Below are 22,332 nucleotides of genomic sequence, written 5' to 3' on the forward strand. Positions count from 1 at the left end.
TAAAAAATGTGGATAAATTCTGAATGTAAGTAATATTAATAAATTGGTTTTGAGCGTAAAAAAGATTTTGAAATACTTCGTCCACGCAGTGGCTCAAGCAACGGACGAAGTCGTTGGCGATATGAAGTGTTTCGCCGACACGTCGCTCAAGCGAAGCGAATTTTTTATTTAATTTGAGATATAAAATTACTTAAATCGGATAAATAATAATAATGGCATAAGTATATTTATGCCATTATTTATTTTATCCAAGAGCAACATCTAAAATCATCATAAGTGTAAATCCTATTATTATACCTACTGTTGTTAAATTTTTATTTTCTAAGCAGGCTTCAGGTATTAGCTCAGATGAAACAACGCCAATCATAGCACCAGCAGAAAATGATAAAAGTATAGGTAATATACTTCTCATGGAGATAGCCATAAAAACACCTAAAACACCTGCTATAGGCTCAACAAGCCCAGATGCCTGACCATACAAGAAACTTTTTCCGACTGAAAAACCTTCACGTCTTAAAGGTAGAGATACAGCAGCACCTTCAGGAAAGTTTTGAAGACCTATACCTATAGCTAAAAGGATTGCACTAGCAACAGTACATCCTGGTATTCCAAGTGCAGAACCACCAAAAGCGACTCCAACAGCTAATCCTTCTGGTATATTATGAAGTGTAACTGCTAAAACTAATAAAATACTTTTTTTATAAGATTTAAACCTCATTCCATCGTCCACTTTTAAATCTTTAAAAGTAAACTTATCTAAAAATTTATCTGATAAAACTATAAAAAGTCCACCTAAAATGAACCCTAATGAAGGTATGAACCAAGAATTATATCCTAAATCATCGCAAAGGGATATTGCAGGACTAAGCAAAGACCAAAAGCTAGCTGCAATCATAACTCCTGCACCAAATCCTAACATAGTATTTAATATACTTTTATTTACATCTTTAAAGAAAAATACAATGCTAGCACCTAATGCAGTAATAGACCAAGTAAATAAAGTTGCTAAAAGACCTTGCAGTATAGGATTAAGAGATAAAAACCAAGTCATTATATTGTCACCTCATAAAAAATTTATAATAGAACTACTATTTTTATAATATGAAAAATAGTGATGGGTGTTACAATAAGAAAATGTAAGTAAAAATATTTATGCATAAAATATTAATAAAAATAGTTGACACTCTAATACTAAACTACTACTATTTAAGTATAACATATTTAATATATGCGGATGTGGCGGAATTGGCAGACGCACCAGACTTAGGATCTGGCGCCTATGGCGTGGGGGTTCGACTCCCTTCATCCGCACCAATTACATAGAAAATCAATTTGATTTGACTATAAATTCAAATAAATAGACTTCTACTGTTAAATTTTTAGTTTACAAAATATCTTAGTAAGTGGTAATATATAAATAAAAATAAAAAGGTGATGGAGTTCACCATTAAGTGCGAAAGCTAATGACTCCTACTCTTAAGTTTAAGGGTAGGAGTCTATTTGTTTGCAAAAAAGGAGGAAATCATGACTTTAGTATTAAGCTTATTAACAATAGGCATCATAGCCACATATAGCGGAAAAATAGTAGAGAAGTTTAAGCTACCAGCACTTATAGGTATGATGATAGTTGGAATGATTATGGGGCCTTCATTTTTAAATATAGTTCCTAGTAATATTTTAGAAATAGCTCCAATTATAAAAGATATGGCATTAGTTATTGTTTTATTTATAGGAGGACTTGGCATAAGTTTATCTCAGATAAAGCAAATAGGAAGACCTGCAGTACTTTTGAGCATAATACCAGCTACTTTAGAAGGATTTACAATAGCATTTTTATCTATGAAGTTTTTAGGATTTACATTTGTCCAAGGAACTATATTAGGATTTATAATAGCAGCAGTATCGCCAGCAGTTCTTATACCATCAATGATATCTTTAATAGAAAGAAAAATTGGCCAGGATAAGGCAATACCACAAATGTTATTAGTCGGAGCAAGTGCTGACGATACAATTGCTATAACTTTATTTACAACATTTTTAGGAATATATATGCAAAATAATAGTGGACAGAATATATCATTTATGAAAAATCTTATATCAATACCAATAACTCTTGTGATAAGCATATTAGGAGGATTTATAGTATTTAAATTAAGCAAGAATGTAATAGAAAATATTAATAAGAAATATTTAAAGCCAATTATAGCGTTTATTATTTGTTTAGCTATGAGAGCTGTAGAGAAAAATTTGCATATAGAAATATTTAATTCATTGATTGCTATTATGGTTTATGGATTTTTTATAAGAAATTATATAAAAGAAGATGCTAAATATATATTAGATAGTATGAATAAGGTATGGAAATATGGAAAATTATATTTATTTACATTTGTTGGAATGGCAATTAATCCTATATTAGTAGGAAAATACTTCTTTATAGGCGTAATGATACTAATATGTTCTTTATTTATACGTTCTGTAGGAGTAATGATATCCTTAGTTGGTACTAACTTAAGCAAAAAAGAAAAAATATTTTGTGTTATAGCATATCTTCCAAAGGCAACAGTTCAATCTGCAAAAGCATCAATACCGCTTCAGATGGGGGTATTAGGTGGAGATATAATGCAAGCCATTGCTATACTTAGTGTATTAATTACAGCGCCTATAGGAGCTATAGGTATAAATTTAACCTGTGAAAAATTACTTCATACAGAAATTGAATAAAATAATAAATATACAGGGAAATTTAGTATAACAATAGGATAAAAGACTGGCTTAAAAAGTATCATTTGAGCCAGTCTTTTTATTAATCTAGTATGCTATATAAAACTGCATTAACTATTGATAGTAATATAGATGCCCATATAGCGCTAAAGAATCCATAAAGGGCTACGTTAGAAACAATCATAAAAGATAATTTTAAAACTAATGCATTAATAACTAAAGAAAATAATCCTAAAGTTAAAAATGTTATAGGGAAAGATAAGAATTTAAGTATTGGTTTAATTGTTGAGTTAAGTAAGCCTAATATTATTGTAAGAATCAATAGTGACTTAAGAGATCCTATATACATACTATCCATTAAGTTTGATACTAAATACAGAGATATAGCATTAATAACTATAAATAGTGATATTTTTTTCATCTTTAACATCCTTTCTTTTTAAAACTATATATAATTTTTTAGTATAAAATACATTATATATTTAATGTATTATAGAATAACGTTTATAAAAATAGTTATATTCTATATTATGGAAAATATTAAATTACTATGTATAATTTTTTAGATTAGATATAGAAATAAAATAAATAAGTATATTTTATTAAGAATAAATATTACTAGAAAAAATCTTTTAAAATTATTAAATATAGTTAAATGAATTACATAGCTGTAATATAAATAACACATCCATATTATAAAATATTACAACTTAGTAAATCTATTGCACAAAGCTAGCAATTTAGTATATTATGGTTAGTATCTAATAAATAATAGGAGAAAGAGTATGCTAAATTTAACTAAAACTAAAAAAACGTGTTTACAGTATAGTTTCTTACTACTTTTAATATGTATAACTGTTTATTTAGTATCGACAACACTAGATATTACATTAATACCCACGATTATAAAATTAGTTAATAAAAAATTTATATTTATTGGCTTTTTATTAATGATAATTTATATGCTATTGGAATCTATAATAATAAATATATTAATAAAATCTATACAAAAAACAGAAGTAAGATTTTTATCTTTTAAGATAGCTATGATGGGATTTTATTATAATTTAGTAACACCATTTGCTTCAGGTAGTCAACCTATGCAAATTTATACATTAAATAAATATGATATAAATCTTAGTAAATCTACAGCTATAGTTACAAATAAGACAGTATTATTTCAAATTGTAGTAACAATATATACTGCAGTTATAATATTTTTTAATATAGACTTACTTAAAAATGAATTGCCGTCTATATTGCTATTAATGAGTATAGGTATGGTAATGAATATAGTTTCGTTATTTGGAGGTATGCTAATAGTACTAAGTCCTAATACTATGAAAATGATAATTAAAATAGTAATTAATATACTGTATAGATTAAAAATATTTAAATCATTAAATAACAAAATATATACTATAAATAAATTTATTGATGAATATAGCTATTCAATAAAATTATTTATTAAAAATAAAAAAGCATTATTTTTAAGTATTATACTTACAATAATACAACTTACAATATATTTTATTATATCTTATTGTATTTATAAAGCATTTAATTTAAGTGGATTAAGTATTTTTAAAATTTTAGCACTTCAAGTATTTTTATACATGTCAGTTTCTCCTATTCCAACACCTGGAAATGTTGGAGCAAATGAAATAGCATTTTTTACTATATTTGCTAATGTATTTCCTGAAAATATAATAGGATATTCTGTAGTTTTGTATAGTATGTATGTTTATTATTTTTTAGTCGTATTTTGCGGATTCTTTACAATACATACACATTATCATATGAATAAACGAAAAAATAAAAATCTAAATTATAATTTATAGAGGCTTTTAAAGCCTCTTTTTGCATTTAAGGATATTATAATACTTTAAAAAATGTGGCTAGCTTTTGAATTTAAGTAATATCGATAAAGGGGATTTGAAGGTAAAAAATTTTTATATGAAAAATTATAATTTATTTTAGTGATGGCTAAAATATAAATGCTAGCATTAATGAAAATTTAGCCAAAACATAAAAAAAATAATAGTAGTAAAACTATTAGATATGGGCAACGTAAAGATATATAAAATATAAAAGAAAGGAAGATATTATGACAAATAAAAAAGAAAAATTAGATAACAATAAAGAAATCAATAAATTACTAAAAGATAATTCAACTAAAATGGAAATAGCTAAAGAAATACAATCCAATAAAAAAATCGCTGAAATAGTTGGAGATAGATTAGCGAGAAAAAGACATTTTCCTCCATGTTAAAAATAATTAGTTAGAGGAGTGAATAAATTGAGCGATAACAGATTTTATAATGGTCATTATAGTGACGCTCTACAATATACTAAAGATATATTAAAGGGTAGTTCCTCTATAGATGAAATAATAATAAATGTAGATAACAATAAAGATAACAATGAAAATAAAGATAATAAGGAAGAAAATTAAACGTGGTATATTTTTACCACGTTTTTTTATAGTATATAAAAATGTTTACTAGTTATGTATAATATAATTTGAGGATTGTTTGTTATAATGGCAATAAATATAACTTTAGAAGTATCTGCTAATCAAATAAATTTATAGTAGTATTAGAAATTTAAGAAGTTATAGATTCTAATAGAGCAGGATTAAATTTAGTATCAATAATGATAGGTTTAACAATAGCTATAATAAATGGTGGATTTATATTTGAGAAATATGTAAAACAATATATGATTAAATAAGAATCTACAGGTTAGTTAAATATAGAGTATTAAATTGTGAGAATATAAAATTTAAAATTTTAGTAGGAGGAATACATATATGAGTAAGAAATATATAATGGCATTAGATCAAGGAACAACCAGCTCAAGAGCTATTTTATTTGATAAAGAAGGAAATGTAGTTGCAACTTCTCAAAAAGAATTTACTCAATTTTATCCAAAGATTGGATGGGTTGAACATAATCCTATGGAAATATGGGGAAGTCAAAGTGGAGTAATGAGAGAGGTTTTAGAAACTAATTCTATAAGGCCAGAAGAAGTTTGTGCAATTGGTATAACAAATCAAAGAGAAACTACAATAGTTTGGGATAAAAATACAGGAAAGCCAATATACAATGCTATAGTATGGCAATGTAGAAGAACATCTGAAATATGTGATGAACTAAAAGAAAAAGGATATGAAAAATTAATAAAGGATAAAACGGGTCTAATTCTTGATGCATATTTTTCGGCTACTAAAATAAAATGGATACTAGATAATGTTGAAGGTGCAAGAGAAAAGGCAGAAAGTGGAGAACTATTATTTGGTACGGTAGATACTTGGTTAATATGGAATTTAACTCGTGGAAAGATTCATGTAACAGATTATACAAATGCAGCAAGAACGATGCTTTATAATATAAAAGAATTAAAATGGGATGATAAAATATTAGAAATACTAGATATTCCAAAATCTATGTTACCAGAAGTTAAACCATCAAGTTATGTATATGGCTATACTGATGAAGGGATGTTATCTGGTGCTCAGATACCAATAGCAGGATGTGCAGGAGATCAACAAGCAGCTTTATTTGGACAAACTTGTTTTGAAGAAGGAAGTGCTAAAAATACTTATGGAACAGGATGTTTCATGCTTATGAACACTGGAGAAAATATAGTTGAATCAAAGCATGGATTATTAACAACTATAGCTTGGGGTGTTGATGGTAAAGTAAAATATGCTCTGGAAGGAAGTATATTTATAGGTGGAGCAGCTATACAATGGTTAAGAGATGAACTTAGAGTTCTATATGACGCAAAGCAAAGTGAATTTTATGCAAATAGTGTATCTGATACTAATGGAGTATATGTGGTACCAGCATTTGCAGGACTGGGAGCACCATATTGGGATATGTATGCAAGGGGAGCTATAATGGGTCTTACTAGAGGTGCTAATAGAGCCCATCTAGTAAGAGCAACGCTTGAATCAATAGCATATCAAGTTAAGGATGTATTAAATGCAATGCAGGAAGACTCAGGTCTTAAGCTAAAAGATCTTAGAGTTGATGGAGGAGCAAGTAGCAATAATTTTTTAATGCAATTTCAATCTGATATATTGGATGTAAATATCGACAGGCCAAAAGTTGTAGAAACTACAGCATTAGGAGCTGCATATTTAGCAGGTCTTGCAGTAGAGTTTTACAATAATAAGGATGAAATAAAAAAATCTTGGATTATAGATAGAGAGTTTATACCTAATATGAGTGATGATAAACGAAATTTATTATATAAAGGATGGAAAAAGGCAGTAAATAGATCTCTTTTATGGGCTAAAGAAGATGAAGCATTTAGAGACGAGTTATCTCGTATAGATAATTAGAACAATATGATATATAACATATAAAAAGTCGCTAATTTAGCGACTTTTTATATTAAAGCAAGTGAAAATAAAACTATTATAAATGGTAATATAAAGAATATCTTTCCTTTAGTAGTACCAATATTTACGGTCCATCCAGCACCAAATCTTTTATTAACAAAAAGTGATGGGTCATTTGGATTATTATAAATACAACCAAATATCCATAAAGAATCATCGTCATCTATAGAGTAAGATGCACTTTTACTTTTATTAGGAGATTTATAATATAGATACGTTTGATAAATACAAACTAAAATAATTATAATTGTAGCTGGCCATAAAATTAAAGGATTTACACTGCTTGCATTCCTAGTAGCAATAAGTATATCTATAAATAAAATATCCATACAGATATTTAAAAGTAAAAAAGTAATGCCAAACATATTCAAACAATATAATTGAGTCTTTTTACTCTTATCTATAAAATTAAAATCTAATTTAAATCTAGATTTTAAAGAATATATAGATGCTAGATATATAATAACTGAAAGACCAACCATCATACCTATAGTAGCAAGTATTTTTATAAATGATTTATCAGAAAATGCATCGGCCTTTCCACTAGGCCCCCAATGAGTAGGTATAACATCTGGTATAGAATTATAACTAGCTAAAACATATACACCTACTATAGTAACTACTATTAAAGGTATTAAGTGTAGTAATGAATATCTTTTTACTATTATATTTTTCTCTTGAATAAACTCTGTATCTAACATAACATTATTTTTTTCTAAATCTAAATCGGATATATTAAAAGATAACTTAGATTTTAACTCTTTTACGTTATTATGAATATTTATATATACAAAAAAATTATATAAACAAAAAACTAACATTGGCAAAATTGAAGAAGCTACATATGCCTTAAATATATAAATTGATGATAATTCAAGTATTAAAGATATTATAAAACCAATAGTTGTAAATAGTTTATACTTTTTATCTAAAACTTTAAATTCTTTTTTATTAAAGTAATCATAATTCAAGCTAATTCCATAGAATTGTCTTTTACCACTTAAGGCTTGAGTAAAATAAGTTAATACGTAAAGTAAAAATAAAATAGGGACATTAATAATTAAAGCTAAAGTACTATTCATAATATTTCACCTCATATTTATCAAATAATTTATTACTATAATCTAAAAATTCTTCACGAGATATTCCGAAAAGGTAACTTTGAGCGACTAAAAGATCTAACATAGATTCAATTTTATTAATATTAAGATCAGTTTTAGCTAGTGGAAGATTATTTACAATTGCACCTTTTCTTCTATCTATATTTATATATCCCTCATCTTTAAGTAAGTTATAAGATTTATTAACTGTATGGAGATTTACTCCTATTTCTTCAGCCATATTTCTTACTGATGGTAAAGATTCATTTATTTTTAAATCTCCATGAGCAATAGATTTAATTATTTGCTCTCTAATTTGAGTATAAATGGGAATATCACTATTAAAATCTAAATTTAAAATCATTTTTAAACCTCCATAATATTTACAATAATTGTTATATATATTATATAACAATTATTGTAAATGTTACAACTATTAATTATGAATAAATATAATAAAATTTTCCTAAAAATTTTGATGATTTATAGGTTAAGGCAAAATAAAATTAAAAGAAATGCTATAAATACTAAACAGGTGATATAGTAAGTTATTAAGAGCATATAAGTGACTTTGAAAAAGAAATATTAGCTTAAAGCATATAAAGCGTGTAAGAGAAAAATAATAAAAAATAAAGTTAATTTATAAAATATATTTACACTATTCGACAGATATGTTAATATAAACTTAATAAAATAAATAGTACCTTTAATCCAGTTCAGAGAAGCTGGCAAGGTTTTCGGATATGAAAATTTATAGTATTTTAATAAAATATACAAAATGTATAAAATATAATATAGAAATACATTTGAAATATTTATTAAAATCATAAGAAAACCTCTTGCATAGCAAGAGGTTTTTTGTTTAGGTACTTATAAAAAGGAGAACATTTATGAGTAAAAAACATCAAGATCATGATTATTCACTAGAAGCAATACCAAATAGTGATAAAAAAGGATTTATATCAATGTTGGTTGTAATGTTAGGGTTTACATTCTTCTCGGCGAGTATGTTAGCAGGAGGAAACTTAGGTACAAGCCTTAGTATGGAGAAGTTTATAACTGCAGTAATTATAGGTAATATAATACTTTGTATATATACAGGACTTTTAGCTTATATGGCAGGAGATACAGGACTTTCAACGCACTTACTTGCAAGATATTCATTTGGCGAAAAAGGTTCATATCTTGTATCATTTTTGGTATCAGCAACACAAGTAGGCTGGTTTGGTGTAGGAGTTGCAATGTTTGCAATACCAGTATCAAAGGTTACAGGAATTAACGTAGGTATATTAGTTTTAGTATCAGGTTTATTAATGACAGCTACAGCTTTCTTTGGAATGAAGTCATTAACAATATTAAGTATGATAGCAGTTCCCTCAATAGCAATACTAGGTAGTATATCAGCAGGGAAAGCTATAGGTGATGTAGGAGGAATTGCAGGATTATTATCAATAGAACCAACAGGAACTATGACAATGAGTGCAGCACTTGCATCAGTAGTAGGTACATTTATAAGTGGTGGAACATTAACAGCGGACTTTACAAGATTTTCTAAAGATAAAAAGACAGCTGTAAGCACTACTGTAATAGCCTTCTTAATAGGAAATTCATTAATGTTAGCATTTGGAGCTATAGGAGCAATGGCTACAGGCCAATCTGATATAGCTGAAGTAATGTTTATGCAAGGTCTTATTATACCAGCGATAATAATACTTGGTCTTAATATTTGGACGACTAATGATAATGCGCTTTATGGATCAGGGCTTGGATTTTCAAATATAACAAAGCAACCAAAAAGTAGAATGGTTATAATAAATGGTATAGTAGGGACATTACTAGCATTATTTTTATATAACAACTTTATGGAATGGTTAAATTTATTAAATTCATTTATACCAGCAACAGGAGCAGTAATAATAGCTGACTACTTTATATTAAATAAAAGAAGTTATACAGAGTTTAAATATGCAAAATTTAAAACAGTTAATATAAATGCAATAATAGCTTGGATAGCAGGTGTTATAGGATCGTATACATTAAAAGGAATAACACCTTTAAATTCAGTAATAGTTGCAATAGTAGTTTATGTAGTATTAAGTAAATTAAATACAAAAAGTAAATTAAATGATATAAATAATAGTACGGAGAAAATAGCTTAAAATTGTTTTGTTAGCTAACTAGTAGTTAAATATAGCTTTAGTATTTTAGGAGGGAAAAGATGTTAATCAAAAATGCGAAATTAAGAAATAATGACAACTTAGTAGATATATTAATAGAAGATGGAATAATAACTAAAATAGACTCAAATATAGAAGTAAATAATGATGAAATAATAGATGCAAAAGGATTTTTAGTTGTACCACCATTTATAGAGCCTCATATTCATTTAGATACTACATTGACTGCTGGGGAACCTAAATGGAATGAAAGTGGTACACTATTTGAAGGAATAGAGCGTTGGTCAGAAAGAAAAGAATTCTTAACAATAGAAGATGTAAAAACTAGAGCAAGAAAAGCTATAAGTTGGCAAGTAGCAAATGGGATACAATTTATAAGAACTCATGTTGATACGACAGATCCAAGCTTGACAGCGATAAAAGCTATGGTAGAACTAAGAGAAGAGTTAAAAGATTATGTAACTATTCAAATAGTTGCATTCCCTCAAGAAGGAATATTATCATATCCTAATGGACTTGAGTTGCTTGAAGAAGCTTTAAAATTAGGTGCTGATGTAATAGGAGCTATACCTCATTTTGAGTTTACTAGAGAGTATGGAGTAGAGTCTATTGATAAAATGTTTGAGTTAGCTAAAAAATATGATGTATTAATAGATGTTCACTGTGACGAAATTGATGATGAACAATCAAGATTTGTAGAAGTACTTGCAACAAGAGCATATGAAAATAATATGGGGCATAAAGTTACGGCAAGTCATACAACAGCAATGCACTCATATAATGGAGCTTATGCATATAAATTATTTAGATTATTAAAAATGAGTGGTATAAACTTTATAGCAAATCCTCTTGTTAATATACATCTTCAAGGTAGATTTGACACATATCCAAAAAGAAGGGGAATTACAAGAGTTAAAGAAATGGTTGAATCTAATATAAATGTATGTTTTGGTCATGATGATATAATGGATCCATGGAATCCACTTGGTACAGGAAATATGTTACAAGTTCTTCATATGGGGCTTCATGTATGTCAAATGATGGGATACAGTCAAATAAATGAATCAATAGATTTAATAACTAATAACAGTGCAAGAACTCTTAATATATGTGATAAATATGGTATAGAAGTTGGAAAGCCAGGGAATATGATAATACTTCCCGCTGAAAATGGATATGATGCAATAAGAAGACAAGTACCTGTTTATTACTCAATAAGAGAAGGTAGAGTTATAGCACATACTACATTAAGTGAAACTAATGTAATGTTAGGTGAAAAAGAAGTTATAGATTTTAAAAAATAAATTAAGTTTAACCTACTGATAATATCAGTAGGTTTTTATATTATACATAAAAAATATTACTAGAAATAGAGGAGTTTAAATATATATTGTATAATATGTAATTTATATGAATTTTAAATCGCTTATATAAATAAATAGAATAATTAAAAAAGGTATAGGTATAATTATATATTCTATACCTTTTTTAGATAAATATTTATTATGTTATGAGTATAATTTTAATAATAAATTAGTTATTTAATAATCAGATTATAACTATAAGGATTATGAAAGGAGGAAAATATGAAAAAGAGTATAAAGATTTCAGGAGATGGATTTATTAGTAAAGGGGAATATGATGTAGTAAAAATTATGGGAGATGCATCATCTATTGGAGATGTATATGCAAGAGAAGTAAAAATAAATGGAGATGCTGAATTTAGAGGAAATTTAGATTTTGGAAAATTAAATATACGTGGTAATACATATATAAATGGAGATATTAAAGTAAGTAAATCTAAGATAAATGGGGATTTTTTAGTAGATGGAAATACTGATATAGATGAATTTGTTTTAACAGGAAATTGTAAATTTAGTTTTGATATAAGGTGCGATATTATTAATATAACTGGCGATATATATGTAGAAAATAATATATACGCAAAAGAAATAAATATAAATGGATTAGTTAAAGTAAAAGGTAACATAGAGTGTGAAAATATAACTATAAAAGGATCTATACAATGTGAGGGAACATTAAAAGCTCAAAGTGCAAGTATTTATCCATATAGTGAGTCAGATTGCAATGAAATAAAATCATCGAAAATAGAGATACTTAAATATAAGCGCAGAAATATTCTAAATTTATGCAAAGAAAAGTATGGAAGGTTTAGTTGCAAATTAATGAAGGGTGATGATATAAAACTAGAAAATACTGATGTAGAATATATAGAATATACAAAAAATCTTAATATATCTGAAGATTGTAAAATTGAAAAAAGTTTAAAAATAATTTAAGGAGTATATTGTGACTACTTTTAAGGTAAATAGACATTTATATAATAAGTTAGTAGAGAAAGTGTGCTAAGTTAATTATAACTTAGATTTAAAAGTTTGATTATTTTAGCACACTTTTTAATTACAAGTAATCTATATATTAAATTTTGTTTTAATTGCTATATGTTTGTTTAAATGATTTTACATATTTTACAGTAATAAGATATGAAGCTATTGGTATACCAATTATCATACTAATTATACCTTGAAGCATATTAGATAAAACTGAGCCTAATGCAATTATAAAGCTACCTTGTAAAAATGTACCTGCTAATAAATATCCAACGACCATAATTACTACACCAAATAATGTAGCTAATATATTTTTTACTAAATTTGCATTTTTCTTAACTATAGTACCAACTATATATCCTTCAAATCCCTTTATTAGTAGTGTGAATAAAGCCCAATGTGAATATCCAGTTAAAATGTCAGCTGAAGCAGATCCTAATCCTCCAGCTATCATACCTGATATAGGTCCAAATAAAATTGATGTTACAAAAATAATGCTGTCGCCTATATTTACATACCCATCTGTCATAGGTATTGGTATTTGTATTACCATAGTGGCTATACAAACAAGAGCTATCATAAGCCCATTTAGAACAAGTAATTTAGTTTTGTTATTCATCTCTATATCCTCCAATTTATGATCATGTGTTATCTAAATTATACCAACCGCAGTAATTAGATACAATAAAAATTGTACCCATACAATTTTTAAAATTATAATGAAGAAACAATCTATTATAATAGTATTTCTTAAGGGTGTATAAAAAATTAATGATTTTTCAATAATATCAATAAAATATAACTTTATGGGTATATAATATATTATAAAATGAAAATATTATAAATTAGCATAAATTGGAGGAATAATAGATGACAAATTGTAACTCATGTCCGTCAAAAAATAGTTGTAAAACTCAAGCAACTTGTAATATAAAGAATAATCCAAATAATAATATAAAAAAAATAATTGCTGTTATGAGTGGGAAAGGTGGAGTTGGAAAATCAACTGTAACTGCATTGATAGCTAAAAAATTAAATAAAATGGGATATAAAGTAGGAATACTTGATTCAGATATAACGGGTCCGAGTATTCCAAGACTTATGAATCTTCAAAATCAAAGGGCTATGTCCAATGGAAAAGATATATATCCTATAGAAAGTAAAGAAGGTATAAAAACAATGTCTATAAACTATATGGTAGATAATGAAAATCAGCCAATAGTTTGGAAAGGACCAATGGTAGGGAATGCTGTAAAGCAATTTTATAGTGATGTAATATGGGGAGAGCTAGATTATTTATTAATAGATATGCCTCCTGGAACTGGAGATGTCGCACTTACAGTAATGCAATCAATTCCTATAAGTGGAGTAGTTATGGTATCTGTACCCCAAGATATGATATCTATGATAGTTGCAAAGGCTGTTAATATGGCAAAAATGCTAAATATAAAAGTATTAGGTGTTGTAGAGAATATGAGCTATATACAATGCCCGGATTGTGATAAAAAAATAAAATTATTTGAAGGGGAAGAAACTGAAAAATTCTTAAGTGAGATGGATTTGAAACTTTTAGGAGAACTTCCTATGACAAAAGAAATAGTTAATATAACTCATAATGGAGTATCAGAAATTAGTGAGAGCTTAGACGGAATACTAACTGGTATTGTAGATAATATAAAATAATTAAGGGTCATATCTAAACAACACTTAGAAGTGATTTTGTATATAGATATGATTGGTGCTGAATTCATAAAAATATTAATTATTATTAATTTCTTTATGAAAATATAGTGAATATGTTAGGTAAAGATAAAAATATAAGTTAATATATATTCGTACATAAGTATAAGCTGATAGTTAAACTATCAGCTTATTTATTTATAAATTCTATGCTTTTTACATTATTTTTATTTATAGCTATAGCACTGCCTAAATCTCTTCCTGACATGGTAAGAAAAGGAACTTCTTCTCCTTTGTTAAATTTTTCTAGCCAATCGACTAGAGAATTAAAGTTTCGAATATTATCTCTTTCTATAATTCTTACAAAACCATTTTTAAATGTTATTTTTATTTTATTATTTATTTTAATCACCGTCCTCCAATATTATTTACTTAATATATCTATCACAAACTAAATTTATATATGATATGTTTGTAAAGAATTATATTTTAAGCATACATATATATTTTAATTAAAATGCTTCATTAAGTAAAATTATTATTTTGTATTGTTCAAAAATAATATAAATAATAGAAGTATTTTATAATGTCTAATTATTATTAGAAGATATATAAATGAATTTGGTAATACGGATAAAGTTTTGTAGGAAATATTAATATATACATTTTTATGTTTATAAAGAAAAAATATTACATACAAAATTATTGATTAATTGATATTAAAAGTGGAATTATTAATAAAATAATAAATAATATAAGCGTAAAACCTAAAAATAATAGAAAAGATATCATGTTATACACTTTCTTATCAAAATTTGCTAAAAGGGTAATAAAAGTAAGTTATTGAATTTATATATAAGGAGAGTGATAATGTGAATTTTAAAAAGCACCTTATGATTTGTATATGTTTATTATTTATGGTATTTAGTTTTAGTATATTATCAAAAAATCTTACAATTTCAGGGGAAGACTTATCATCAAATAATATAGAAAATGAAATAGCAAAGAATGAAGAAGTTGAAAAACTTAAAATAGAATATGAAGAATTAGAAGCTAGAAGAAGAGAAGAAGATATTGTTGAAGCAAATAGAGTACAAGGGGTTTCTTATTTAAGAGAAAATGTTACGGTAATTAGTGAAATAACTGAAGAAGAAATGAAGGAAGTACTTATAAATACTACAGGTTCAAAGACTATGGTCCATCTTGCAGGTGCTTTTGTTGAATGCGAAAAAAAGTATGGTGTAAATGCATTTTTTATGGCAGGAATAGTAGCACTTGAAAGTGGATTTGCAACATCTAGAAGGGCAATAGAGGATAATAACCTAACTGGGTATGAAGTTTATAGTGACAGTTCAGAGGGAAGATTATTTAGTAGTCATCAAGAATCAGTACTTCATACTGCAAGGCATTTAAGTAATAATTATTTAAAAGAAGATGCTATGTATTATAAAGGTTTATCTGTTGATGCTATCCAGTTAAATTATTGTCCAGATGAGGGAGAAGATAAGAGATGGGAAGAGAAGGTTGATTACTTGGCAAGTAATTTTTTAAAGACTTATGATAATTTATTTAGAGCTGATAAATCGTAAATAAAAAAGGTATAATATTAGTATATGATGTTATACCTTTTTTCTATTATTTAATTTTAAGTAAACATAGTATATTTATATAAATAAAAGTTAATAAAAAATATATATAATATAAAATAAGCAATAAAAAAATTACTTAAAATATAAATTAAAGCCTATATATTTTTTTATAAATCAAAATGCTTAATTAATTATAAAACAAAACTAATAAATAAAGAGGATAAAAAATGAAGAAACTTATAGTAATTATATTAGTTGTGTTTAGTTTGGGTGGAATGTATTATTTTTCAAGCCAAAATGCACAAATGTCAGGAAATCAATCACAGGAAGTAGTAAGAATTATAGATAAAATAAGAGATAAAGTTACCTTACAAGATGAAAAGCTTATAAAAATCCAGACTAATATATATGATAAATTAAAAAGATTTGGAAGTAAAAGCTATATTGTTAGAAAGATGGCTCATTTTAGTATATATGCATTAATAGGAACATCTTTATTATTATTTATATATGAGTTTTCTAAAAAGCTTGTACTATCATCATTAATAGCATTTTTACTTTCTATAACGTATGCATGTTATGATGAATATAGGCAATTATCTGTACCGGGAAGATCAGGAAGTATAAAAGATGTATTCATAGATTCATCAGGTGCTTTAACTGGTATAATTTTAACTTTTATAATAATATCAATAATAAAAATAATAGTATCTTTATTAAATAAGAAAGACTTATCGGAAGAAGAATTTAATAATTAATTAAAATATGTTATATTACTTCTTTCTACTTTATATAATTATTATATAAAGTAGAAAGAAGTGATAAAATGAGCTATTTAACTTATTTAAAAATACATCATTTTAAAAGTATAGAAGACTTAGAATTAAAAAAACTATCTAATATAAACATAATAGTAGGAGCAAATAACAGCGGAAAAACATCATTACTTGAAGCTGTGTCAATACTTGGAAATAAAGATAGTATAAAAAGTATCTTAAATAATGTATTCAAAAGAAGTTCTGATTACCCTTCAAGTTTTGAATTATTCTTAGACATATTCCCAAGAGAGCAAGATATAAACAAAAGTATAAAAATTGAATCAACTATAAAAGGATTAACTAGAGAGATTAATATAAATGGAAATATAGTAAAAGATATTGGTATAAATAGTGATATGGATAAGGCATTTTTAGGTAATATTAATGTGAAGGTAGAAGATGAAACAGTCATAGATAAAAATATATCTATAGAAGAAAATAAAGATATAAAATACCTTAATGACTATGACATTATAAAAATAGTATATGTTACACCATATGATTATTATAGAAGTGACTTGATAGAAAGTACTTTAGAAAATATAAATGATAGAGATAAAGAAAATATAATAAATCTACTTAGTATATTCGATCCAGATATAGAGGATTTTAAAGTAGTAAAAAAATTTAACGAAGGTAGATGTTGTGTATATATAGATCATAAGATATATGGTACTGCACCTTTATTTAGCTTTGGAGATAGTATAAAAAAGATATTTATACTTGGAGTTGCTATGGTAAGTGCAAAATGTGGAATACTACTAGTTGATGAAATAGAAAGTGCAATACACAAAAATCATATAAATAAAGTATTTGACAGCATTATAAAAATATGTAAGGAATACAAGATTCAACTAATATGTACGACTCATAGCTTAGAGGTTATAGATGGAATTATACTTTCACTTGGAAATCAAATAGACTTATTATCTTGTTATAGAATAGAGGTATACGATAATAAAACATATTATACAAAGTTTTCTGGCGATAGGTTAAAAGATATTAGAAACTTGCTAGGTCAGGATGTGAGATAATGAGAAGCTTTTTATTTTTTGTAGAGGGAGTTCATGATATAAATTGTGTAGCTAGAATATTATTAATAAATGGATTTAAAGAAGCTAGCAATATAAACGATATTCCAGAAATATGGAGGAGTAGAGTTCCAAGAACTTATCCCTTTGTAGATAATCGATTGGATAGATTTATACCAATACCTTCCTATTTTATAAAAAATAATCTATGTATAGCAATGGTATCAGCTAATGGAGTAGGTAATATTATCAGAGATATAGATTTATACCTTAGCAATATGACTAAGGCTGAATTAAAGCAAATAAATGGAGTATGTGCCATATTTGATGCTGATCAAAAATCTGCAAAAGAGGCTTTTGATGAAAGATTTAAAAAGTATAACAAAGATATGGTTATTAAGAAAAAGGATTTTCTAAGTGGTTCCTGTAGAATACGAGGAGAAAGTATAAATATGTATTATTATTTTTTCCCAGATAACTACTCACAAGGAACATTAGAAAACTTTTTACTTGAAGGTGCTAAGGTTGTTTATAGTGATTTATTAGATAATGTAAATGAATATTTAGAAAAGGTTAATGATAGATATAAAGAAAATTGGAGCAAATCTAGTGAGAATAAAGTTAAGGTAGGATGTATAGCAAATATATTTCAACCTGGAAGTGCTAATCAGATATCAATACGATATGATGATTGGATAAGTGAAGAAAGTATAATGTATAGCTCTGTTATAAAAAAATTTTATGATTTTATAATAGATATATTGGAGCTTAATTAAAAAGTTAAAAATCAACAAAAGGGCTAAATTAAATTAGCCCTTTTTAAATTAAAAAATATATAAATAATTATTAAAATAAATTTTTGAAAATGTATAATTGTATATTATTTGTAATATGAATGGAGTGAATGTTAACAACCAGAAATTAATTCATATTTATCCAAAATATAGTTTTCAACTGCATTCTTTAATTGATATAGAGCTTTTTCTAAAATTTTTCTAGGACAAGCTATATTTATTCTCATATAACCGTCTCCACCTTCTCCAAATATACGACCATCATTAAGTGCAAGTTGAGCTTTATTAACGAAGAAGTCAACTAAGTCATCTCCCTCAAGATTTAAATTTCTACAATCTAGCCATAGTAAGTATGTACTATCAGGAATACTTACTTTTATTTGAGGTATATTATTATTTATATAATCTACAGCATATTTTATATTTTCTTCTATATAAGTAGTGGCTTCTAAAAACCATTCTTTTCCTTCAGTAAAAGCAACTGTATTAGCAACTATACTAAATGCATTGTTTCTATATGTTTCTATTTTCTTTAATATAGTATCATATTGATTTTTCATATCTACATTAGGGAATATTACTGTAGCAACTTGAAGTCCAGCTAAGTTAAATGTTTTAGTTGAAGAAGTACAAGTTATAGTATGTTTTCTTATTTCTTCACTTATAGATGCCATTGGAGTATGTTTATTTCCCCATAACATTATATCAGAGTAAATTTCATCAGATATAATAGTTATGTTATTTTCTATACAAATATTTGCTATAGTTTCTAATTCTTCTTTTGACCAAACCCTTCCAACTGGATTATGAGGATTACACACTATCATAAATTTAGCACCTTGCTTAGCTTTATTTCTTAAATCATCAAAATCTATAAAATATTTACCGTTATCCTCTATAAGTTGATTTATAACGACTTCACCATCCCAAGCTTCTATAACGTTTTTAAATTCATGAAATACTGGTGGCTGTATTATAACCTTATCTCCTTTTTCTAAAAACGTATGCATTAAGTTTGCAAGCATTGGTAAAACACCTAAAGCATGTGACATAAGCGATGTATCTACTTCCCAGTTATTCTTTTCTAGTTGCCATTTTTTTATAGCTTCAAAATATTCAATAGGTCTAGAAGTATATCCATAGATACCTTGCATTGCTCTTTCTTGAAGTGCATTTATTATAGGATCTGCAGCCTTAAAGTCCATGTCAGCTATCCATAATGGTATTAAATCATCTCTACCAAACTTTTCTTTAGTTTCGTCATACTTAACTGCATAATTATTAGAACGGTCTATTATTTCATCAAAGTTGTATTTCATTTTAAAAACCTCCAAAGTTTAAATTAGTATTTTATGTAGAATCTAAAAAATTAGTTGTTTGCTTTATTACTATATTTATATAGTATCACGCAATATATGAGTATAAAATATGAAAAAGTGCTATTTATATTGCAAAAAATGCTATAAAGATGATTGGACACAAGTTAATTGTTTTTTTATTTGTCACTGGTGATAATAGGAGTAGCAATACTATCTTTTATTGAATATCTTTATATAACTTAAAAGCAATAAAATATACTGCAGTAAGTATTTACAACGATTAAATTTAAATAGCACAATGAGTTATATTAGGGGGGAGAGATATATCTTAAGCAAAGAAAATTATTTAATTTATCAAATTGGATATTATATAAAATTTGTGTATAATAATGAGATAAGCAAAGGTTTCAAATAACTAATTTTATAATAAGGAGAGGATAATTTGATAAATAAATTAAATGAATTGGATTTAGATATAAAAAGATGTGACACTTTATTAATAGAAAATAATTATTTAGAAATTGTAATAGCAATAGAAGAGCTTCATGATAAATATAAAAATAATATAGATTCTGTATCTAATATAAGTAATGATGTAGTTTGGAACTACAGTAAAAAAGATATAGAAAATATACAAAATTATTTAAAGGATTATAAAGAGGAATTAATTTTTAAGGAAAAACAAAAAAATATACATGATAAACTTACAGATTTAAAGGAATACATAGATTATAACGATATTTTAGAAAAAGATAAGTTAGTAGAAGTTATTAATCTTATAGAAAATATAGAGAAGAATAATTTAAATTTAGATGAAAAATGGAATAAATTAAAAGAATGTTTAGAGTTAATAAAAAATCAAGAAAGAGAAATAGGCGTACAATTATTAGAGATACTACTATTTGTTGCTAAATAGGTAAAGAACATGATTTATTATTTAATATTTATAAATATAGTTGGCTTATTATCAATGTATTTGGATAAATACTTTGCTAAAAATAATATGTATAGAATTTCTGAAAAGACTCTATTTTTTATAGCAATTATAGGGGGGAGTATAGGCAGTATTATAGGGATGTATCAATTTAGGCATAAGACTAAACATAGGCAATTTACTACTGGATTACCTGCTATACTATTTATTCAAATAATTATACTAATTTACTATAAATAAATCATAAATTAATAATAGCTTAACTCGTTGTGATGGTTAAATGTGATTGATAAAAATACTAGAGTATAATAAATTATATTTTGATACTTAAAAAACTTTATATAGTAAATTTAATATTCTTAGTAGCGTAATTAGTATAATATATTTTAATTTATTTGTTTTGAATATTCTAAAATAATTATATAAATAAGTAAAAGCATAGCTAAAAATGCTAAAAGTTGGTATAATAGCTTTTAACTGGAGGGATTATATAATATGAAAAAATCAACAAATAATATTATAATAGAATTTTTAGGACTAATAATAGGGTGTATATTTATGGGTGTTGGGCTTAATATGTTCTTTAAGCCATATACTATAGCACCGGGTGGATTAAGTGGGTTATCACTTGTAATAAGTAAATTTACAGGATTGTCTGTATCAATAATAATGCTTATTATAGGTATCCCTCTTTTAGTATTTTCTATAAAAATATTGGGGAAAAAAGATGCAATAAAAACATTTATAGGTATGATAATATTATCTGCAGTATTGAAAATTACAGAGCCATTATCAACAATATCGGCTACACAAGATGTATTATTATCAGCAATATCAGGGGCTATATTACTAGGAACTGGTTTAGGAATTGTATTTAGTGTAGACGGTTCAACTGGAGGAACAGATCTTATAGCATTAATGGTAAACAGAGCAATTCCAAGTTTACCTGTATCTAAATGTTTAACAATTATAGATGGTATGGTTGTTTTGTCAGCTGGTATAGCTAATAAAGATATAGAAACAGGATTATATTCTGCTATAGCACTTTATATAATAGTTAAGGTAATAGATGCTATTATATCTGGATTTAATTATTCCAAGGCATTTATGATTATAACAGAAAATCGAGATGAACTAAAAGAAGCTATAGTTAATGATGTAAACAGAGGTGTTACTATTATTGATGGTAAAGGTGGATATACTAATAATGATAAGAGTATCTTGTTAGTTGTTGTGAATAATAAAAAGCAAGAAGTTCACTTAAAGAAGTTTATCAAAAAAGTTGACCCTAACGCATTTATAATAGTAAGTGATGTTCATGAAGTATTAGGTGAAGGATTTAAGTCAATAGCGGCGTAAAGAAGAAGGGGGTAACCTCTTTTTTTTACGCTTAAGGATATTATA

General features: G+C 26.1%; 23 protein-coding genes, 1 tRNA gene and 1 riboswitch. Of the genes, 17 read left to right on the forward strand and 7 right to left on the reverse strand.

Annotated elements, in window-relative coordinates:
- Nucleotides 1-244: 244 nt before the first annotated feature.
- A complete protein-coding gene (locus CRIB_RS03490; protein ID WP_180703154.1) occupies nucleotides 245-1,051 on the reverse strand; it encodes a ZIP family metal transporter in 807 nt (268 codons plus the stop codon).
- A gap of 179 nt (nucleotides 1,052-1,230) precedes the next feature.
- On the opposite strand from CRIB_RS03490, the gene CRIB_RS03495 reads away from it, so the two are divergent.
- Nucleotides 1,231-1,314 (forward strand) — tRNA-Leu (locus CRIB_RS03495).
- Between the two features lie 107 nt (nucleotides 1,315-1,421).
- Nucleotides 1,422-1,480, forward strand: a riboswitch (Fluoride riboswitch).
- A 44-nt stretch (nucleotides 1,481-1,524) separates the two neighbouring features.
- On the forward strand, nucleotides 1,525-2,724 hold the full coding sequence (locus CRIB_RS03500; protein WP_180703155.1) for a cation:proton antiporter: 1,200 nt from the start codon (nucleotides 1,525-1,527) through the stop codon (nucleotides 2,722-2,724).
- Nucleotides 2,725-2,806: 82 nt separating this feature from the next.
- On the opposite strand, the gene CRIB_RS03505 is transcribed toward CRIB_RS03500, so the two are convergent.
- Nucleotides 2,807-3,145, reverse strand: a complete 339-nt coding sequence (locus CRIB_RS03505) for a phage holin family protein (RefSeq protein ID WP_180703156.1) — start codon at nucleotides 3,143-3,145, stop codon at nucleotides 2,807-2,809.
- A 364-nt stretch (nucleotides 3,146-3,509) separates the two neighbouring features.
- Between CRIB_RS03505 and CRIB_RS03510 the strand changes: the two genes are divergently transcribed.
- From CRIB_RS03510 to glpK, 4 genes are all read left to right on the forward strand, one after another.
- Nucleotides 3,510-4,565, forward strand: coding sequence for a lysylphosphatidylglycerol synthase transmembrane domain-containing protein (locus tag CRIB_RS03510; protein ID WP_180703157.1), 1,056 nt, complete (start codon nucleotides 3,510-3,512; stop codon nucleotides 4,563-4,565).
- A gap of 266 nt (nucleotides 4,566-4,831) precedes the next feature.
- The gene (locus tag CRIB_RS03515) at nucleotides 4,832-4,996 is read left to right on the forward strand and encodes a hypothetical protein (RefSeq protein WP_180703158.1); all 165 of its coding nucleotides are present in this window, start codon (nucleotides 4,832-4,834) and stop codon (nucleotides 4,994-4,996) included.
- 27 nt (nucleotides 4,997-5,023) lie between these two features.
- Entirely contained in the window at nucleotides 5,024-5,179 is a 156-nt protein-coding gene (locus CRIB_RS03520) for a hypothetical protein (protein ID WP_180703159.1), read from the forward strand.
- A 357-nt stretch (nucleotides 5,180-5,536) separates the two neighbouring features.
- On the forward strand, nucleotides 5,537-7,075 hold the full coding sequence (gene glpK / locus CRIB_RS03525) for a glycerol kinase GlpK (RefSeq protein WP_180703160.1): 1,539 nt from the start codon (nucleotides 5,537-5,539) through the stop codon (nucleotides 7,073-7,075).
- A gap of 47 nt (nucleotides 7,076-7,122) precedes the next feature.
- On the opposite strand, the gene CRIB_RS03530 is transcribed toward glpK, so the two are convergent.
- Both CRIB_RS03530 and CRIB_RS03535 read right to left on the reverse strand, forming a co-directional pair.
- On the reverse strand, nucleotides 7,123-8,217 hold the full coding sequence (locus CRIB_RS03530; protein ID WP_180703161.1) for a DUF5808 domain-containing protein: 1,095 nt from the start codon (nucleotides 8,215-8,217) through the stop codon (nucleotides 7,123-7,125).
- Nucleotides 8,210-8,599 carry a GntR family transcriptional regulator gene (locus tag CRIB_RS03535; protein ID WP_180703162.1) on the reverse strand — a complete coding sequence of 130 codons (390 nt, stop codon included), beginning with the start codon at nucleotides 8,597-8,599 and terminating at the stop codon, nucleotides 8,210-8,212. Before CRIB_RS03535 ends, CRIB_RS03530 begins: the two co-directional genes overlap by 8 nt.
- A 526-nt stretch (nucleotides 8,600-9,125) precedes the next feature.
- Between CRIB_RS03535 and codB the strand changes: the two genes are divergently transcribed.
- The 3 genes from codB (at nucleotide 9,126) to CRIB_RS03550 (ending at nucleotide 12,712) form a co-directional block, all read left to right on the forward strand.
- Entirely contained in the window at nucleotides 9,126-10,394 is a 1,269-nt protein-coding gene (gene codB / locus CRIB_RS03540) for a cytosine permease (protein ID WP_180703163.1), read from the forward strand.
- 59 nt (nucleotides 10,395-10,453) lie between these two features.
- Nucleotides 10,454-11,716 (forward strand): cytosine deaminase, encoded by a 1,263-nt coding sequence (locus CRIB_RS03545; protein ID WP_180703164.1) that lies wholly within the window; start codon nucleotides 10,454-10,456, stop codon nucleotides 11,714-11,716.
- Between the two features lie 282 nt (nucleotides 11,717-11,998).
- Complete coding sequence (locus CRIB_RS03550; RefSeq protein ID WP_180703165.1) at nucleotides 11,999-12,712, forward strand: polymer-forming cytoskeletal protein; 714 nt, start codon at nucleotides 11,999-12,001, stop codon at nucleotides 12,710-12,712.
- A 151-nt stretch (nucleotides 12,713-12,863) separates the two neighbouring features.
- On the opposite strand, the gene CRIB_RS03555 is transcribed toward CRIB_RS03550, so the two are convergent.
- Nucleotides 12,864-13,382 (reverse strand): ECF transporter S component, encoded by a 519-nt coding sequence (locus tag CRIB_RS03555; protein WP_180703166.1) that lies wholly within the window; start codon nucleotides 13,380-13,382, stop codon nucleotides 12,864-12,866.
- A gap of 251 nt (nucleotides 13,383-13,633) precedes the next feature.
- On the opposite strand from CRIB_RS03555, the gene CRIB_RS03560 reads away from it, so the two are divergent.
- The gene (locus CRIB_RS03560; RefSeq protein ID WP_180703167.1) at nucleotides 13,634-14,446 is read left to right on the forward strand and encodes an Mrp/NBP35 family ATP-binding protein; all 813 of its coding nucleotides are present in this window, start codon (nucleotides 13,634-13,636) and stop codon (nucleotides 14,444-14,446) included.
- Nucleotides 14,447-14,633: 187 nt separating this feature from the next.
- Here CRIB_RS03560 and CRIB_RS03565 read toward each other — a convergent pair whose 3' ends face one another.
- Nucleotides 14,634-14,855: a hypothetical protein gene (locus tag CRIB_RS03565; protein WP_180703168.1), complete on the reverse strand. Its 222-nt coding sequence runs from the start codon at nucleotides 14,853-14,855 to the stop codon at nucleotides 14,634-14,636.
- Between the two features lie 460 nt (nucleotides 14,856-15,315).
- Between CRIB_RS03565 and CRIB_RS03570 the strand changes: the two genes are divergently transcribed.
- From CRIB_RS03570 to CRIB_RS03585, 4 genes are all read left to right on the forward strand, one after another.
- On the forward strand, nucleotides 15,316-16,032 hold the full coding sequence (locus CRIB_RS03570) for a glucosaminidase domain-containing protein (protein WP_180703169.1): 717 nt from the start codon (nucleotides 15,316-15,318) through the stop codon (nucleotides 16,030-16,032).
- Nucleotides 16,033-16,259: 227 nt separating this feature from the next.
- The gene (locus CRIB_RS03575) at nucleotides 16,260-16,790 is read left to right on the forward strand and encodes a VanZ family protein (RefSeq protein WP_180703170.1); all 531 of its coding nucleotides are present in this window, start codon (nucleotides 16,260-16,262) and stop codon (nucleotides 16,788-16,790) included.
- Between the two features lie 68 nt (nucleotides 16,791-16,858).
- The gene (locus CRIB_RS03580) at nucleotides 16,859-17,884 is read left to right on the forward strand and encodes an AAA family ATPase (RefSeq protein ID WP_180703171.1); all 1,026 of its coding nucleotides are present in this window, start codon (nucleotides 16,859-16,861) and stop codon (nucleotides 17,882-17,884) included.
- Nucleotides 17,884-18,657: a DUF3226 domain-containing protein gene (locus CRIB_RS03585; protein ID WP_180703172.1), complete on the forward strand. Its 774-nt coding sequence runs from the start codon at nucleotides 17,884-17,886 to the stop codon at nucleotides 18,655-18,657. Before CRIB_RS03580 ends, CRIB_RS03585 begins: the two co-directional genes overlap by 1 nt.
- A gap of 131 nt (nucleotides 18,658-18,788) precedes the next feature.
- Here CRIB_RS03585 and CRIB_RS03590 read toward each other — a convergent pair whose 3' ends face one another.
- Nucleotides 18,789-19,994 carry a MalY/PatB family protein gene (locus CRIB_RS03590; protein WP_180703173.1) on the reverse strand — a complete coding sequence of 402 codons (1,206 nt, stop codon included), beginning with the start codon at nucleotides 19,992-19,994 and terminating at the stop codon, nucleotides 18,789-18,791.
- 442 nt (nucleotides 19,995-20,436) lie between these two features.
- On the opposite strand from CRIB_RS03590, the gene CRIB_RS03595 reads away from it, so the two are divergent.
- From CRIB_RS03595 to CRIB_RS03605, 3 genes are all read left to right on the forward strand, one after another.
- Nucleotides 20,437-20,910, forward strand: a complete 474-nt coding sequence (locus CRIB_RS03595) for a hypothetical protein (RefSeq protein WP_180703174.1) — start codon at nucleotides 20,437-20,439, stop codon at nucleotides 20,908-20,910.
- 9 nt (nucleotides 20,911-20,919) lie between these two features.
- Complete coding sequence (locus CRIB_RS03600) at nucleotides 20,920-21,168, forward strand: DUF1294 domain-containing protein (RefSeq protein ID WP_180703175.1); 249 nt, start codon at nucleotides 20,920-20,922, stop codon at nucleotides 21,166-21,168.
- 255 nt (nucleotides 21,169-21,423) lie between these two features.
- Entirely contained in the window at nucleotides 21,424-22,287 is an 864-nt protein-coding gene (locus CRIB_RS03605) for a YitT family protein (RefSeq protein ID WP_180703176.1), read from the forward strand.
- Nucleotides 22,288-22,332: the final 45 nt, after the last annotated feature.

The sequence above is a fragment of the Romboutsia ilealis genome, assembly GCF_900015215.1.
Lineage (GTDB): Bacteria > Bacillota > Clostridia > Peptostreptococcales > Peptostreptococcaceae > Romboutsia > Romboutsia ilealis.

What these genes read in the sequence shown, in the direction of transcription:
- CRIB_RS03600 (WP_180703175.1), top strand. Translation starts at nt 20,920, where the DNA reads ATGATTTATTATTTAATATTTATAAATATAGTTGGCTTATTATCAATG.
- CRIB_RS03490 (WP_180703154.1), bottom strand. Translation starts at nt 1,051, where the DNA reads ATGACTTGGTTTTTATCTCTTAATCCTATACTGCAAGGTCTTTTAGCA.
- CRIB_RS03500 (WP_180703155.1), top strand. Translation starts at nt 1,525, where the DNA reads ATGACTTTAGTATTAAGCTTATTAACAATAGGCATCATAGCCACATAT.
- CRIB_RS03505 (WP_180703156.1), bottom strand. Translation starts at nt 3,145, where the DNA reads ATGAAAAAAATATCACTATTTATAGTTATTAATGCTATATCTCTGTAT.
- CRIB_RS03545 (WP_180703164.1), top strand. Translation starts at nt 10,454, where the DNA reads ATGTTAATCAAAAATGCGAAATTAAGAAATAATGACAACTTAGTAGAT.
- CRIB_RS03585 (WP_180703172.1), top strand. Translation starts at nt 17,884, where the DNA reads ATGAGAAGCTTTTTATTTTTTGTAGAGGGAGTTCATGATATAAATTGT.
- CRIB_RS03535 (WP_180703162.1), bottom strand. Translation starts at nt 8,599, where the DNA reads ATGATTTTAAATTTAGATTTTAATAGTGATATTCCCATTTATACTCAA.
- CRIB_RS03590 (WP_180703173.1), bottom strand. Translation starts at nt 19,994, where the DNA reads ATGAAATACAACTTTGATGAAATAATAGACCGTTCTAATAATTATGCA.
- CRIB_RS03580 (WP_180703171.1), top strand. Translation starts at nt 16,859, where the DNA reads ATGAGCTATTTAACTTATTTAAAAATACATCATTTTAAAAGTATAGAA.
- CRIB_RS03555 (WP_180703166.1), bottom strand. Translation starts at nt 13,382, where the DNA reads ATGAATAACAAAACTAAATTACTTGTTCTAAATGGGCTTATGATAGCT.
- CRIB_RS03530 (WP_180703161.1), bottom strand. Translation starts at nt 8,217, where the DNA reads ATGAATAGTACTTTAGCTTTAATTATTAATGTCCCTATTTTATTTTTA.
- CRIB_RS03560 (WP_180703167.1), top strand. Translation starts at nt 13,634, where the DNA reads ATGACAAATTGTAACTCATGTCCGTCAAAAAATAGTTGTAAAACTCAA.
- CRIB_RS03515 (WP_180703158.1), top strand. Translation starts at nt 4,832, where the DNA reads ATGACAAATAAAAAAGAAAAATTAGATAACAATAAAGAAATCAATAAA.
- CRIB_RS03575 (WP_180703170.1), top strand. Translation starts at nt 16,260, where the DNA reads ATGAAGAAACTTATAGTAATTATATTAGTTGTGTTTAGTTTGGGTGGA.
- CRIB_RS03510 (WP_180703157.1), top strand. Translation starts at nt 3,510, where the DNA reads ATGCTAAATTTAACTAAAACTAAAAAAACGTGTTTACAGTATAGTTTC.
- CRIB_RS03550 (WP_180703165.1), top strand. Translation starts at nt 11,999, where the DNA reads ATGAAAAAGAGTATAAAGATTTCAGGAGATGGATTTATTAGTAAAGGG.
- codB (WP_180703163.1), top strand. Translation starts at nt 9,126, where the DNA reads ATGAGTAAAAAACATCAAGATCATGATTATTCACTAGAAGCAATACCA.
- CRIB_RS03605 (WP_180703176.1), top strand. Translation starts at nt 21,424, where the DNA reads ATGAAAAAATCAACAAATAATATTATAATAGAATTTTTAGGACTAATA.
- glpK (WP_180703160.1), top strand. Translation starts at nt 5,537, where the DNA reads ATGAGTAAGAAATATATAATGGCATTAGATCAAGGAACAACCAGCTCA.